The sequence below is a fragment of the Streptomyces yaizuensis genome (assembly GCF_034961445.1).
In the GTDB taxonomy this organism is placed as follows: Bacteria; Actinomycetota; Actinomycetes; order Streptomycetales; family Streptomycetaceae; genus Streptomyces; species Streptomyces yaizuensis.
Genome location: NZ_BSBI01000009.1, coordinates 310009 through 325033, shown reverse-complemented (window position 1 = coordinate 325033; position 15025 = coordinate 310009). Strand labels below are relative to the sequence as shown.

General features: G+C 75.4%; 10 protein-coding genes. 2 read left to right on the top strand and 8 right to left on the bottom strand.

Features of this window, described 5'->3' with window-relative positions; genetic code table 11:
• Positions 1 to 77 precede the first annotated feature (77 nt).
• The gene (locus SYYSPA8_RS22485; RefSeq protein ID WP_323449065.1) at positions 78 to 947 is read left to right on the top strand and encodes a GNAT family N-acetyltransferase; all 870 of its coding nucleotides are present in this window, start codon (positions 78 to 80) and stop codon (positions 945 to 947) included.
• 49 nt (positions 948 to 996) lie between these two features.
• Here the strand turns inward: SYYSPA8_RS22485 and SYYSPA8_RS22480 are convergent, their stop codons facing one another.
• Complete coding sequence (locus SYYSPA8_RS22480) at positions 997 to 2310, bottom strand: DUF6777 domain-containing protein (RefSeq protein ID WP_323449064.1); 1314 nt, start codon at positions 2308 to 2310, stop codon at positions 997 to 999.
• 243 nt (positions 2311 to 2553) lie between these two features.
• Between SYYSPA8_RS22480 and SYYSPA8_RS22475 the strand changes: the two genes are divergently transcribed.
• Complete coding sequence (locus SYYSPA8_RS22475) at positions 2554 to 3828, top strand: streptophobe family protein (RefSeq protein WP_323449063.1); 1275 nt, start codon at positions 2554 to 2556, stop codon at positions 3826 to 3828.
• A 132-nt stretch (positions 3829 to 3960) separates the two neighbouring features.
• Here SYYSPA8_RS22475 and SYYSPA8_RS22470 read toward each other — a convergent pair whose 3' ends face one another.
• From SYYSPA8_RS22470 to meaB, 7 genes are all read right to left on the bottom strand, one after another.
• Positions 3961 to 4983: a serine/threonine-protein kinase gene (locus SYYSPA8_RS22470; RefSeq protein ID WP_323449062.1), complete on the bottom strand. Its 1023-nt coding sequence runs from the start codon at positions 4981 to 4983 to the stop codon at positions 3961 to 3963.
• Positions 4980 to 6191 carry a hypothetical protein gene (locus SYYSPA8_RS22465; protein ID WP_323449061.1) on the bottom strand — a complete coding sequence of 404 codons (1212 nt, stop codon included), beginning with the start codon at positions 6189 to 6191 and terminating at the stop codon, positions 4980 to 4982. Before SYYSPA8_RS22465 ends, SYYSPA8_RS22470 begins: the two co-directional genes overlap by 4 nt.
• Positions 6192 to 6213: 22 nt before the next feature.
• Complete coding sequence (locus SYYSPA8_RS22460) at positions 6214 to 8580, bottom strand: ABC transporter ATP-binding protein/permease (RefSeq protein ID WP_323449060.1); 2367 nt, start codon at positions 8578 to 8580, stop codon at positions 6214 to 6216.
• 116 nt (positions 8581 to 8696) lie between these two features.
• Entirely contained in the window at positions 8697 to 11753 is a 3057-nt protein-coding gene (locus tag SYYSPA8_RS22455; RefSeq protein ID WP_323449059.1) for an alpha-mannosidase, read from the bottom strand.
• 75 nt (positions 11754 to 11828) lie between these two features.
• The gene (locus tag SYYSPA8_RS22450; RefSeq protein WP_323449058.1) at positions 11829 to 13169 is read right to left on the bottom strand and encodes a 6-phospho-beta-glucosidase; all 1341 of its coding nucleotides are present in this window, start codon (positions 13167 to 13169) and stop codon (positions 11829 to 11831) included.
• 105 nt (positions 13170 to 13274) lie between these two features.
• Positions 13275 to 13865, bottom strand: coding sequence for a putative glycolipid-binding domain-containing protein (locus SYYSPA8_RS22445; RefSeq protein ID WP_323449057.1), 591 nt, complete (start codon positions 13863 to 13865; stop codon positions 13275 to 13277).
• A gap of 42 nt (positions 13866 to 13907) precedes the next feature.
• Positions 13908 to 15023 (bottom strand): methylmalonyl Co-A mutase-associated GTPase MeaB, encoded by a 1116-nt coding sequence (gene meaB, locus SYYSPA8_RS22440; protein WP_323449056.1) that lies wholly within the window; start codon positions 15021 to 15023, stop codon positions 13908 to 13910.
• Positions 15024 to 15025: the final 2 nt, after the last annotated feature.

Below are 15025 nucleotides of genomic sequence, written 5' to 3'. Positions count from 1 at the left end.
CGCACCGCCGACAGCAGCCGGGAAACCGGGCACCCGGGACCCCGGGTGCCGAGACACGCGAAAGGACACCCGTACCGATGAACAACCCACTCGCCCAGGAGGCGACCGGACTCACCGTCGCCCCCGCTTCGCTGGAGGACTGGCGGCTCGTGGCCGAATGGTGCGCCACGGAGGGCTGGAACCCCGGCGACGGGGACCTGGACTGCTTCCACCCCACCGACCCCGGCGGCTTCTTCATCGGCCGCGTCGACGGCCGGCCCGTCACCTCCGTCTCCGTGGTCAACTACACCGACCGGTACGCCTTCCTCGGCTACTACGTGGTCGTCCCCGAGGAGCGCGGCCGCGGCCTGGGCATCGCCACCTGGCGGACCGCCGTCCCGCACGCCGCCGACCGGATCGTCGGCCTGGACGCGGTCCCCGCCCAGCAGGCCAACTACGCCCGCTCCGGCTTCGTCCCCGCGTACGGAACGGTCCGCTGGGGCGGCCGGCCCGGCCGCACCGGGCGGCCCGGCGCCGGCACCGAGCGGGTGACCGCCGCCACGCTGGACGCCGTCACCGCGTACGACCGCTCCTGCTTCCCCGCCGAGCGGCCCGGCTTCCTCGGCCGCTGGCTCACGGCGCCGGGCCACACCGCGTACGTCCGGATCCGCGACGGCCGCGTCACCGGCTACGGGGTGATCCGGCCCAGCCGCGACGGCCACCGCATCGGCCCGTTCTTCGCGGACACCCGGGACGACGCGGAGGCCCTGTTCGACAGCCTCACCGCCGCCCTCGGCCCCGACGACACCGTCGCCGTCGACATGCCGGAGCCGCTGTCCGAGGCCGCCGTGCTCGCCGCCGGGCGCGGACTGGAGCCGCAGTTCCCCACCGTACGGATGTACACCGGGCCCGCCCCCGAGGTGCGGACCGAGCGGATCTGGGGCGTCACCACGCTCGAACTGGGCTGAGCGCGGCACCACCGGGGCCTGTCCGGTGCCTGCCGCCCCCCGCCCCCGTCTAGTACGACGGCGGGGGCGGGGCGGTGGTCGCCGGGGCCGGTGTGCCCGTGGTCCCGTAGCCGGGTGACGCCGGCGGCTGCGGCGGGGGCGGAGTGGCCGGCGGCGGGGTCGCGGGCGTCCCGGGACCGGCCGGCGTCGTCGCGGGCGCGGGTGTCTGCGGCGAGCCGGGCGACTGCGGTGAACCCGGCGACTGCGGTGACGGGGCGGACGGTGACGACCCGGGCGACGCGGGGGACTTCGGCGACTGCGGCGGTGTCGACGGGGCGGGGGTCGCCGGAGTGGGCGTGGGGACCCCGGCCGGACAGACACTGCCCGCCGGATACGGCGACGGACAGGCCACCACCGGATTCTCCTTCGGCGGCGCCGCCGGACGGTCCGCCTTCCCGGAGTCCCCGGCACTCCCGGACGGCCGGGCGAACCAGCTGTCGCTCTGCTGGTCGAAGAGGACGAACTCCGTCACCGGCGTCGGCGCCGGCTCCACGAACACCACCCGGGCGGGGTTGTACGCGGGCCAGGAGTCCCCCGTCGTCCGCGCGCTGCCCTCCTGCGTCTCGGGCGGGGTGAGCGGATTGCCGCAGGCGCACCGCACCCGGGGCACGCCCCGGTTGTCCACCAGCACCGCCGTCCCGGCCTGGAGCACCGCCTGATAGGCGGTCGCCGCCCCGTTCTCGTACCCGTGGTTGGTGACCCGGGTGTCCAGCCGCAGCTGTACGGGGGTCAGCGAGCGCAGATAGTCCGGCACCCCTCCCGGGCCGACGCCCACGACGGAGGCGAACGCGCGGTTCCGCGCCGGGTCCCCCGTCAGATAGCTGATCTGGCGCTCCACATCGCACCCGGACTGGTTCATGGTGCCGCCGTAGAGGCCCTGGGCCGCCCCCGACACCCCCTGGGTCCGGTCGGCCTGCTGCGGCTCGGTCTTCGGCGAGCCGGTGGGCTGCTGCCCGCCCCCCTCGGCGGACGACGGGGTGAAGGGGTTCGGGCCGGTCGAACCCGCCGCCTCCAGGAACAGCTCGTGGTGGGCCCCGCCACCCCCCGGACGGGTGAGGACCACGGCGAGCACCACGGCCACGACGACGGCGGCCGCGAGCGCCGCGACCTTGGGGACCGAGCGCCACCAGGGGCCGCCGCCCCCGCGCTCCGGCTTCCCCGGCCGGTCCGGTCCGCCGGGTATGCCCGGTCCGCCCGGCCCCGGAGGGCCACCGGTGCCGCCCGGGGGCGGCGGGGGCGGTATGGAATCGTCACGGGTGCCGCCCGACAGCGGCCCCGACGGGGGACCGGTGGGCCGTTCGGACGACGGAGGCTCGGCGCTCACCGGCTTCTCCTCCCACGGGGCGGGCGGACGGCCGGGGGCACGCGGCCCCGGACGGCGTCCGACGATGCTTATGTATCCGGCAATTCGGTCATATCTTCGGTCATTGTGTGCCCCGGACACCCACCGCCCGCAAGGCGGACGCACCCGTCCCGGTGGGCCCGGCCCCCGGCGTCCCCCGTCCGCCGCCGCGCGGACGGACCCGCCCGGCGGGCGCCCGGCCCGGGGGCTGCCTAGCGTGGCAGCGTGAACCAGCAGCCGCCGGACCGCGCCCCCGCCCGACGGGCGCCGCACGGCTGGACGCAGGCACTGAGCGCCGTCGGAGCCTGCCTCGCGGCCCTCGTGGCCACCGCCGCGCTCGGGGTCTGGGCCGCCGGCACCGAAGGACTGCCCGCGGGCGCCACCCCCCGGATCGTCGTCGCCGTCGTCGTCCTCGCGGTCGGCGGCACCGTCGACATCACCGGCGACGCCGGACCCCTCGCCGGCACCCGCGCCGACATCGCCGTACTGCCGCTGTCCGTCACGCTCGCCGGGGCCTTCGCCCTCGCCCGGGGCTTTCTGCGGCCCCTGCGCCACCGGGCCGTCACCGACCCCCGCGAACTCACCGGCTGGGCCGCCCGGATCGCCGCCCTGTGGGCCGTCGCCCTGATCGTCCTCGCCGTCCTCGCCCGCGCGACCTTCACGATCTCCACCGGCGGCACCCTCGCCGAGATCGGCGAACTGTTCGGCACCACCCCCCGCGCCGGGTTCCGCGCCGACGTCCCGCTCACCCTCCTCGTCGGACTGGTCTGGCTCGCCGGCGTCCTCCTGCTGGCCCTCGCCGTCGCCCGCGGCGCCCCCCTCCCCGCCCCGCTGCTCCGCTTCCAGGAACCGGTGCGCCCCGCCGCGTACGCCATGCTCCTGCTGCTCATGGTCTGCGTGGCGGGCGGGGCGCTCGCCGGGATCGTCGTCGCCCTCACCCGGGGCCACCCGGCCGAGACCTTCGCCGTCCTGCTGCTCGGCCTGCCCAACCTCGTCTGGCTCGCCCTCACCCTCGGCATGGGCGCCACCTGGGACGGCCGGGCCGAGGGGCCGTTCGGGCTGCCCGTCCCGCAGATGCTGGACGCCGTCGTCCGCGTACCGGGCGGGGGAGCCGTCAACCTCTCGACCCTCGCGGAGCAGGACGCGCGCGTCTGGTGGCTGCTGCCCGCCGCCGCCGTGCTGCTGCTGGCGGCGGCCCTGGTGACGGCGGCGCGCACCCCCACCCCGCTCCCGCTGTGGCAGCACTCCGCGCGCATGGCGGTCGCGCTGGTGCTCACGGTGCTGATGATCTGTCTGACCGCACGGGTCGAGGCCCGCTTGGGGCTCTCCCTGATCGGCCTCGGCGACCTCGGCGGCGGACTGGGCGGCACGGTGTCCCTGCTGCCCCGGATCTGGACCGCGCTGGGCCTCGCCGCGCTCTGGGGGCTGGTCACCGGGGCACTCGGCGGGCTGTTCGCCGGGGTACTGCGCACGCGGGCCGGGAGCCGCCTCGGCGGGTGACCCGGAAACGCTGATTCAGGCCGCGCTGATTCAGGCCACGGTGACTCTGGGGGCGCTGGCTCTGGGGATGGTGGCTCAGGGCGCGGTGGTTCAGGCCACGAGGTTCAGGCCACGGTGTTCAGGCCACGGGGTTCAGAGCACGGTGAAGACCGGGCGGGCCCAGGCGGGCGGCTCGGGCGGCGGCCCGGGGCGCCCCGGGTCCGTGGCGGGCCGGGCCGACGGGCCCACCACGGTCGCCGGCTCCCCGACGGGGCCGACGACGACGTGCGCGGGGGCCGCCGCCTCCCGCAGCGCCGCCACGAACACGCCGCAGGACGCGTACCGGTCGTCCGGGGCCTTGGCCAGCGCCTTGGCGAGAACGCCGTCCACCGCCGCCGGCAGCTCGGGCCGCCTGCTGGTCAACGGCGGCGGCGCGTCGAACTGATGCGCCCACAGCAGCGCCATGTCGTCGTCGCGCTCGAACGGCGGCCCGCCCGCCAGGGTCTCGAACACGACGCACGCGAACCCGTACACATCGCACCGGCCGTCCACCGGCTGCCCGGAGATCTGCTCCGGCGCCACATAGTCGAGCGTGCCCACGAACTGTCCGACGGTGGTGAACCCCGTCAGCGACAGCGACTTCTTCGTCAGCCCGAAGTCGGTGAGATAGGCGTGCTCGGGATGGTCGCTGTCCGTGCCCTCCGCGATCAGGATGTTGCCCGGTTTGACATCCCGGTGCACCAGGTTGTGGTGGTGCGCCGCGTCGAGGGCGGAGGCGACCTGGGCGGCGATCCGGCCCGCCTTCTCCATCGGGAGCGGGCCCTCCCGGTTGAGCAGCGCCCGCAGATCCTGGCCCGGGACGAAGCGCATGGCGATGTACAGCAGCCCGTCGGTCTCGCCCGCCTCGAAGACCGGCACGATGTGCGGGTGGTCGATGGCGGCCGCGACCCGCGACTCGTGGGTGAACCGCTTGCGAAAGGTGTCGTTGCGGGCCAGCTCGGGGGCGAGCAGCTTGAGCGCGACGGTCCGGTCGAGCCGCAGATCGCGGGCGCGGTAGACGACGGCCATGCCGCCGCGCCCGATCTCGGCCTCGACGCGGTAGCCCGCGATCCGCCGGCCGATCAGATCGGCGGGCCGCCCGGCGGGCAGCCCCTCGCCCCAGGGTGCGGTCGTCATCGGCGCTCACCCGGCCGGGACGCGCCGCCCTCTTCCCCCTCTTCCCGGTCTTCCCCGTCCCCGCCCTGGTGCCGGTGCGGCGGCGGGCCGCCGGTCCGCGGGGGCCCCTCCGCCGGTTCGTGCCCGACGACCAGCGCCCCCTGCGGCCAGTCGGCCTCCGCCGTCCGGGTGGGCGCGGTCCCGGGGTCCGGCGGGGGAGGGGGCGGCGGCGAGGGTTCGGACGGCCCGGTCCCGGCGGGTGTCCACCCGGACGGTGCCGGGCCGGCGGGTGCCGGGTCGGCGGGCCGTGTGTCCGGTGCCACCGGAGCGGTGAGGCCCTGCGTCGGCGGAGGCCCGGTCGGTGTCCCCGGCGGTACGGTCGCGGGCGCCACGGGCCCGTCCGGGACCACCGGCGCTCCCGCGACGGGGGGCCCCGCCGCGGCCGTCCCTCCGGCACCCCCCGCCGGGGGTACGGACGGCGGGCCCCCCGCCGCCGCGGCCGGAGGCACCCCTGCCGTTCCGGCCGCCGGCGGCGGGGGTGCTCCTGTGCCCCCGGTCGGCTGCGCCCCCGGTGCCGTCGGTACCACCGGTGCCGCAGACGTCCCGTATCCGCCGCCTGTCCCGTATCCGCCCGCCGTCCCTGCCGTCCCTGCCGTTCCCGTCCCCGTCCCCGCCCCTGACCCCGGTTCCGATCCGGACGCGCCGGATGCCGTCCCGCCCTCGCCCGATGTGCGGTCCGTGGCCACCGGCGGGCCCGACACCGCGAACGTGCTCGCGGTGCGCCCGTCCGCGTACACCCACCGCTCGTGCTCCGCCTCGTACAGCCACATCGCGTCGCCGTCGACCACCGCCCCCACCCGGACCCCGTGCATCCGCTGCCGCAGCGTCTCCCCGTCGATCCGCCCCTCCGCCAGGTCGTCCACGGCCTCGCGGTACCGCTCCAGCGCCTGTGCCGCGCGGGCCAGCAGCGGTCGCGGGTCGGCGGTGCGGGCCGTCGGCCGGCCGGCCGCCGGCGGGGACTGCGGCACCGCCACGAGGAGCCGCCCGTCGACCCACGCCGACCAGCCGTTCGCGCACAGGATCCGCCCCCAGTCCCCGCGCAGCTCCAGCAGCCGCACCGGCAGCAGCGGATCCAGCGGCGCCGTGGGCAGGGAGACGTCGGGCGCCTCCCAGGCGGCCAGTCCGCCGTGGGGGACGACGTGGGTCGGGCGGAAGTCCTCGGCGTCCATGGCCGTCTCCCGGCTTCCCGCGCTACTTCCGCATCACGGCGGGCTCGCGCCGCCGCAGCAGCCACGCCACCAGCACGCCGAACAGCACCGACAGGACCACCAGCATGCCCATGTCGGTCAGCCAGACACCCACGTCGTGGCGGAACAGCGGGTCGGTGGCCACCGCGTCCGGCACGATCCTGGAGAGACCGATCGTGCCCGCCATCGCGCCCAGCGCCCAGCGGGAGGGCACCAGCCAGGACAGCTGCTCCACCAGGGGCATGCCGCCCACCTTGAGCAGGGCCCCGCAGAACACCACCTGCACGATGGCGAGGAGCACCAGCAGCGGCATGGTGACCTCCTCCTTGCGGACCAGGGCGGACACCAGCAGACCGAGCATCATCGCGGTGAACGAGAGCAGCGCCACCGCGAGCGTGATCTCCAGCAGCGGGGGCATCAGCACCCCCTTGCCGCCGGGTGCGTTGAGATCGACGCCCGCGAGCGCGACCAGGGTCAGCACGATCGCCTGGAGCACGGTCACGGTGCCCAGGACGACCACCTTCGACATCAGGTACGCGGACCGGGAGAGCCCCACGGCCCGCTCCCGCTGATAGATCACCCGTTCCTTGACCAGTTCGCGCACGGCGTTGGCGGCGCCGGTGAGCACGCCGCCGATGCAGAGGATGAGCAGGGCGTTCATCGCGGTGGTACGGGTCAGGGAGCCGCCCGCGAGGGCGCGGGCCATCGCGCCCATCACGAACGGCAGCGCGATCATGATGGCGATGAAGGTGCGGTCGGCGGCGAGCGCGGCCGTGTACCGCCGGGACAGGGTCCACAGTTGGGCGCCCCAGCTCTGCGCCTTCGGCGGCGGGGCGACGGCGCCGCCGCCGAAGGCCCCGGCCGGGGCCGGGGGCAGCCGTGGCACGGTCCCGTACCGCTCGTGGAAGGGGGAGGCGGCGTACTGACCGGCCCAGTCCCGTCCCCGGTCGTTCTCGAACGCCTCGAACGCCTCGGGCCACTGCGCGAACCCGAAGAACGGCAGCGCGTCGCCGGGCGGCCCGTAGTAGGCGATCCGGCCGCCGGGCGCGAGCACCAGGAGCCTGTCGCAGAGGTCGAGGCTCAGCACGCTGTGGGTGACCACGATGACGGTCCGCCCGTCGTCGGCGAGCCCGCGCAGCATCTGCATCACCGAGCGGTCCATGCCGGGGTCGAGTCCCGACGTCGGTTCGTCCAGGAAGAGCAGCGACGGCTTGGTCAGCAGCTCCAGCGCGACGCTGACCCGTTTGCGCTGGCCGCCCGAGAGCCGGTGGATCCGCATCCCGGCGCGCTCCTGAAGCCCCAGTTCGCGGATCACCTCGCTCACCCGGGCCTCGCGCTCGGCGGGCTCGGTGTCCTGCGGGAAGCGCAGCTCGGCCGCGTAGTCGAGGGCCGCCCGCACGGTGAGCTGGGTGTGCAGGATGTCCTCCTGCGGCACCAGCCCGATGCGCCGCCGCAGTTCGGCGTAGTCGTGGTAGAGGTCGCGGCCGTCGTAGCGGACGGTGCCCCGGTCGGCGGGGCGCAGCCCGGTGAGGGCGCCCAGCAGGGTGGACTTCCCGGCGCCGCTCGGGCCGACGACGGCGAGCAGGCACTTCTGGCCGACGGGGAAGGAGACGTGGTCGAGGAGGACCCTGCGGCCCTCGTCCACGGTGACGGTGAGGTCCTCGATGTCGAGGGAGACGTCGCCGGTGTCGACGTACTCCTGGAGTTCGTCGCCGACCAGGCAGAACATGGAGTGGCCGATGCCGACCACGTCGCCCTGTGCCAGCGGGGCGGTGGTGACGGGGGAGCCGTTGCGGAACGTGCCGTTGTGCGAGCCGACGTCGGCGATCTCGAAGGTGCCGTCGGGGCGGGCGCGCAGTTCGGCGTGGTGCCGGGAGACGGTCAGGTCGTCCAGGACGAGATCGTTGTCGGGGGCGCGGCCGATGCGGACCGTGCGGACGGGCAGCGGGTGCACGGCGGTCGGTGGGCGGTGCGGGGCCGTGCCGGTGGTCCGGGAGGGCGCGGGTGTGATCCGGGAGGGCGCGGGCGGCCGCGGGGTGACGGCGGTCGGCTCGCGGACGGTGAGGACCGCACGGGGTCCGTCGGTCGGGTTGCCGAAGCGGATCACGCTGCCGGTGGCCACGTCGCAGGCGCGGACGCGGTGGCCGTCGGCGTAGGTGCCGTTGGTGCTGTCCTCGTCCTGGAGCGTCCAGTGGCCGTCCGCAGGCCGCAGCACAGCGTGGTGCCAGGAGACCCGGGCGTCCTGGAACACGATGTCGCTGGTGGGGTCGCGTCCGACACGGTAGTCCCGGCCCGGGGTCATCACCGTGGTGCCACTGTCGGTCGTGAGGACGAGTTCGGGCGGGGTCGGAGCGACGGACCGCTCTGCCATGGTCGAATTCTATCGACGTATCCGGCCAGCCGCTTATCGGCCATTTCGCCGTGGTGGCGTGGTGGCGTGGTGGTGCGGTGCCCGGGCCGCCCGCCCGGCACCGCGCCACCGGCGGATCACTCCTGGGAGCGGTCCCGCGCGATCCTCAGCGTCAGGATCTGGAACGGCCGCAGCTCCACCGGAACCCCGCCGTCCGCCAGATCCACACTCCCCCCTTCGGGAAGGGGCCGCTCCAGCAGATCGGTGATCTGCGCCCCGGCCGCCGGGAACCCGGTCCGCAGCACCGCCCGCGCCCGCCCGCCCCGGCTCTCGTAGACCCGTACGACCACATCGCCCGAGCCGTCGTCGGCCAGCTTCACCGCCTCCACGGTCACCGCCGGGTGGTCGCTGGTCACCACCGGTCCGCCCGCCCCGGCGGCGGCCACCCGCAGCGGCAGATTGAGCGCGTACCCCTCCGCGACCGCGTCGGCCACCTCCGCCCCCGGCAGCAGGGCGTACGTGAAACGGTGGCGCCCCTGGTCGGCCTCCGGGTCCGGCACCCTCGGCGCCCGCACCAGGCTCAGCCGCAGGGTGGTCGTCGTCCCGCCGTCCTCCCGGGTGGTGCGGGTGACGTCGTGCCCGTACGTCGAGTCGTTGATCACCGCCACGCCGTACCCCGGCTCCCCGATATGCGTCCAGCGGTGCTGGAAGAGTTCAAAACGGGCCGCGTCCCAGCTGGTGTTGGTGTGGACGGGCCGGTGCACATGCCCGAACTGGATCTCCGACGTGGAGCGCTCGGCCCGCACATCGACGGGGAAGGCAGCCTTGAGGATCTTCTCGCGCTCGTGCCAGTCGAGGTCGGTCGCGATGTCGATCCGCCGGCTGCCCGCCCGGACCGTCACCGTCTGCACGATCCGCGAGCCCCGGCCGAAGGACCGCTCGACGCGCACCGCACCGGTCAGCGGCCCCCGCTCCACCACGGTGACCGAGTCCGCGGCGGTCAGATCGCGCCACCGGCCCCGGTAGTGCCGGTCGATGTCCCACGCGTCCCAGCGGTTGGGCAGATCGTCGTGGAGCCGCAGCAGGTTCCCGGGCCCGGCCAGCACCTCCCGGCCGGCGCTCAGATCCCGTACCGAGGCGAGGGTGCCGTCGTCGGCGAACTCCACCCGCACCAGACCGTTGTCGAGGACCCGGTCGGTCGCCGTGACCGGCTGCGGGGCCGAGGCCGCCGTGCCCAGCGGCGCGCTGCCGCCCGCCGGGACCTCCGCCCACACCGGCCCGTCCGCCGTCCCGACCACCTCGGCCCGGTCGTACGGGGAGGTGTTGAAGACCCGCGGCCCGCCCGGCCCCAGCGCCGCCAGCGCCCGCCCGGTCAGCTCCGCCAGCTCCGCCGCGACCCGCGCGTACTCCGCCTCCGCCTCCCGGTGCACCCAGGTGATCGAGGAACCCGGCAGGATGTCGTGGAACTGGTGCAGCAGCACCGTCTTCCACAGCCGGTCCAGCTCCTCGTACGGATACGCGTACGACGGGGAGCGCAGCGCCGCCGCCGTCGCCCACAGCTCCGCCTCCCGCAGCAGATGCTCGCTGCGCCGGTTGCCCCGCTTGGTCCGGGCCTGGGAGGTGTAGGTGGCGCGGTGCAGCTCCAGATACAGCTCCCCGGACCACACCGGCGCGTCCGGGTACTCCTCCCGCACGGCCGCGAAGAAGGCGTCCGGGTGCTCGATCCGCACCCGCGCCGAACCGTCGAGATCCGCCAGCCGCCGCGCCCGCTCCAGCATCTCCCGCGTGGGCCCGCCGCCGCCGTCCCCGTGCCCGAACGGGACCAGCGAACGGTTGCTGCCGCCCTTGTCCCGGTGGTTGCGCACCGCGTGCGCCACCTCCCGGCCGGTGAACTCCGCGTTGTACGTGTCCACCGGCGGGAAGTGCGTGAGGATCCGGGACCCGTCGATGCCCTCCCACCGGAACGTGTGGTGCGGCAGCCGGTTGGTCTGGTTCCAGGACATCTTCTGCGTCAGGAACCAGTCGTTGCCCGCCAACTTCGCCAGCTGCGGATAGGCGGCGGTGTAGCCGAAGGAGTCCGGCAGCCACACCCCCCGGGTCTCCACACCGAAGTGCTCCAGGAAGAACCGCTTGCCGTGGACGAACTGGCGGGCCATCGCCTCCCCGCCGGGCAGATTGCCGTCGGACTCCACCCACATCCCGCCGACCGGGGCCCAGCGGCCCCGCGCCACCGCCTCCTTGATCCGCTCCCATACCGCCGGATGCCCCTCGCGCACCCAGTCGTACTGCTGCGCCTGCGAACACGCGAAGACGAACTCCTCGTACTCCTCGCCCAGCGCCGTCGCGTTGGCGAAGGTCCGCGCCGCCTTCCGCCGCGTCTCCCGCACCGGCCACAGCCAGGCGCTGTCGATGTGCGCGTGGCCCACCGCCGACAGGGTGTGCGCGCTCGCGTGGGCGGGCCGGGACAGCGCCGGACGCAGCACCTGCCGGGCCGCCGCCGCCGTCCCGGAGACGTCGTCCAGGTCGAGGGCGTCCAGCGAACGGTCCAGGGCCAGGAGCAGTTCGTGGCGGCGCGGCTCGCCCTCGCCCAGCTCCCGCGCCAGCTCCCGCAGCACCGCCAGATCGAGGGCCAGCTGCCACACCTCCTCGTCCAGGACGGCGAGGTCGGCGCGGGCGAAGACGTGCAGCGGCGCGTCCCCCGCCGTCGCCGGGTCGCCCAGCGGGGTCGGGACGAAGCCGTCGCCCAGGATGTCCGGGTTGGACGCCGCCTCCAGATAGAGGTCGACCTCCTCGCCACCGGCCGCCGGACGTGCCACCGGGATCTGACGGTTCTGCGGATTGACCGCCTTCAGTACCGTGCCGCCGGCGGTGTGCACCAGGGCCTCGGCCTGGAAACCGGGCCCCGCGCCGGTGAAGCCCAGATCGAACACGGCCTCCACCCGGCGGCCGGCCCACGCCCGGGGCACGGTGCCCCGGACCCGGAACCAGGTCGTGCCCCAGGGCGGACCCCACGGCATACCGGGCGTGAAGGGCTCGTACGACTGTGCCACGGCGTCCGCGAACGGCACCGGCTCGCCCGGCGCCTGCCAGGACACGATCGTGAACGGGACCGTCTCGGCGTGGACGGCGGGCTGGACGCGCTGGAACAGGACCCGCTCCACCCGGTCCTCGATCCGTCGATGGTCGTCGTGCAATCGACACCTCCATGTGTCGTCCGCGGTTCCATGAGGGAGAGACGCAGGGGACAGCAGCAGGGGCAGACGCTGCGGTCAGCGGAGATAGGCCAGACCCGGATGGACGGCGGTGTACGCGTCCACCAGCCGGCGCGCCACCGTCACCGAGTCCACCAGGGGATGCAGCGCGAACGCCGACACCGCCCGCGCCCGGGACCCGCCCGCGGCCGCCGCCAGCACCTCCCGCTCGACCGCCTTCACCGCGCACACCAGCCCCATGGCGTGGTCCGGCAGCGGGGACACGGCGACGGGGTGCGCGCCGTTGGCGTCCACCACGCACGGCACCTCGACCACCGCGTCCGCGTCCAGTCCCGGCAGTGCCCCCCGGCCCGGCACATTGAGGACGAGCGTCGCGCGCCGGTCGTGGGCGATGGCCCGCATCAGCGCCAGGGCGACCCGCTCGTAGCCCCCGGACTCCAGATCGGCGGCGTCCCGCTCACCCGCCCCCGCCGCCTCGCGGTTGTGCGCCATGTAGCTGGCCTCGCGCTCCGCGCGGACCCGGTCCCAGGTGGCGAGCGCGGGCGCGGCCGGGTCCGCGAGCGCCCGGTGGAACGTGTCCTGCTGCTCCTGGAGGAACGCCCCCCGGGTGCGCTCCGCCGCCCGGTAGGCGGCGACGGTCTCCCGGTTGAAGTAGTAGTAGTGCAGATACTCGTTGGGGACCGCGCCCAGCGAGCGGATCCACTCCGGGCCGAACAGCCGGCCCTCCTCGAACGAGCCGAGCAGCGCGGGATCGGCGAGCAGCCGGGGCAGCTCGTCCCGGCCCGCGACCCGCAGCCCGCGCAGCCAGCCGAGGTGGTTGAGGCCCGCGTAGTCGGGCCACGCCGCCTCCGGGTCGACCCCGAGGACACGGGACACCCGCCGCGCGAGCCCCACCGGCGAGTCGCAGATGCCGATCACCCGCCCGCCCAGCACCCGGGACATCGCCTCGGTGACCAGGCCCGCCGGGTTGGTGAAGTTGATGACCCAGGCGTCGGGCGCGACCTCGGCGACCCGGCGGGCGATCTCCTCGGCGACCGGGACCGTCCGCAGCCCGTAGGCGATGCCGCCCGCGCCGACGGTCTCCTGGCCGAGCACCCCCTCCGCGAGGGCCACCCGTTCGTCGGCGGCCCGGCCGGCCGCCCCGCCCACCCGGATCGCGGAGAAGACGAAGTCGGCGCCGCGCAGCGACTCGTCGAGCGTGCCGGCGACCGTGACCCGGGGCGCGTCGGGCACCCCGGCGGCCTGGTCGGCGAGGACCCGGGCCATCGCCGCCGCGCGCCGCCCGTCCACGTCGTACAGGACGACGTCGGTGACCCGGCCCTTCTCGTGGTCGCCGAGCAGCGCCCCGTACACGAGGGGCAGCCGGAAACCGCCGCCGCCCAGGATGGTGAGCCTCATCCGTCGATCACCCGTTCCTCCGCCTCTCCCCGGCCCGTGGGGCCGCGTACTCCCCAGCCGTACCCCGGCGCCCCGGACCTCAGCCGTATCCAGGCGCCCGGGAACTCAGCCGCGTACCGTCGCGATCCGGCGGGCCAGACCGGGATAGTCGACCACAAACCCGTCCCCGTCCACGGTGATGTCCCGGCGAAACTCCCCGGAGGTGTAACGGATCAGCGCCCCGCCGCCCGGCTCGTCCACCGACCGGGTGGTGTAGGTCTGCGGCGAGCGGTGCACCGTCAGCTCCGGCACCCGCACCCACGCCATCAGGAACTCCCGCTCGCCCGGCTCCCGGTGCAGCCGGTGCCGCAGCACCGGCATCGAGTTCGTGAGCGGACACAGCCCCAGATCGCAGTCGAGGGCCCCGTCGAGTTCCGGCCGGGCGACCCCGTCGACGCTCCACCGCCCCGAGCCGTCGTGCCCCAGCAGCAGCTCCCGTACGCCCGCGGCGGACTCGGCACGCACCCGCAGCTCGCGGGTCACCCAGCCGGGTCCGGTCTGAAGTTCGTACGAGATCCAGTACGGCTCCGGGGTGATCCCGACGGCCCGGCCCCGGGCCGTCAGCCGGTCGTCGCCCGCCTCGATCCAGGCGGTCTCATGGCCGCCGCTGTCGATGACCTGCCAGGTCAGGCAGGTGGAGAAGCTGGTCTCAGGCATGATCACAGCCTATGCCGCGGGCCCGGGCGGGCCGGCGCACCGTCAGGGAGCCGCCGTGCCCCCGCCACCCGGCGGCCGGCCCTCGCCCCCGCCCTCGCCCCCGCCCTCGCCCCCGCCCTCGCCCCCGCCCTCGCCCCCGCTGTCACCGTCACCCTTACGATCACCGCCGTCACCGCCGTCCCGGAAGGCCGCCAGGATCCGTTCCGCCGCCAGCGTCGCCGTCAGCTCGCCGTCCCGCACCCGCCGCTCCAGGTCCGGGGTGAGCGCCCGCACCCGCGGGTGGGACCGCAGCCGGTCCCGCAGCTCGTCGTGGACCATCGACCACGTCCAGTCGATCTGCTGCTCCCGGCGCTTGGCGGCCAGCCGCCCCGTGGACTCCAGCAGCCCCCGGTGGCCCTCCACCCGCTCCCACACCTCCGTCAGGCCGCCGCCCTCCCGGGCGCTGCACGACAGCACCGGCGGCGTCCACGCCGCGTCCGCCGCGTGCATCAGCCGCAGCGCGCCCGCCAGCTCCCGGGCCGCCGCGCGGGCGTCCCGCTCGTGCGGGCCGTCCGCCTTGTTCACGGCGACGACGTCGGCCAGCTCCAGGACACCCTTCTTGATCCCCTGGAGCTGGTCCCCGGTCCGGGCCAGCGTCAGCAGCAGGAACGTGTCGACCATGTTGGCCACCGCCGTCTCCGACTGGCCGACCCCGACCGTCTCCACCAGGACCACGTCGTATCCGGCGGCCTCCATCACCACGATGGACTCCCGGGTCGCGCGCGCCACCCCGCCCAGCGTCCCCGAGGTGGGGGAGGGCCGGACAAAGGCCGCCGGATCGGTCGCCAGTCGCTCCATCCGGGTCTTGTCGCCCAGGATCGAGCCCCCGGTACGGCTGGACGACGGGTCCACCGCCAGCACCGCCACCCGGTGGCCGCGCGCCGTCAGCAGCGTCCCCAGCGCGTCGATGAAGGTGGACTTGCCCACCCCGGGCACCCCGCTGATCCCCACCCGCACCGCTCGGCCCGCGTCGGGCAGCAGCCGCGTCAGCAGCCGCTGCGCCAGCGCCCGATGATCCGGACGCGCCGACTCCACCAGGGTGATCGCCCGGGCGATCCGGGCCCGCGAGCCCTCCCGCACCCCCTGGGCGTACTCCTCGACATCGATCGCGCGCGGCATCG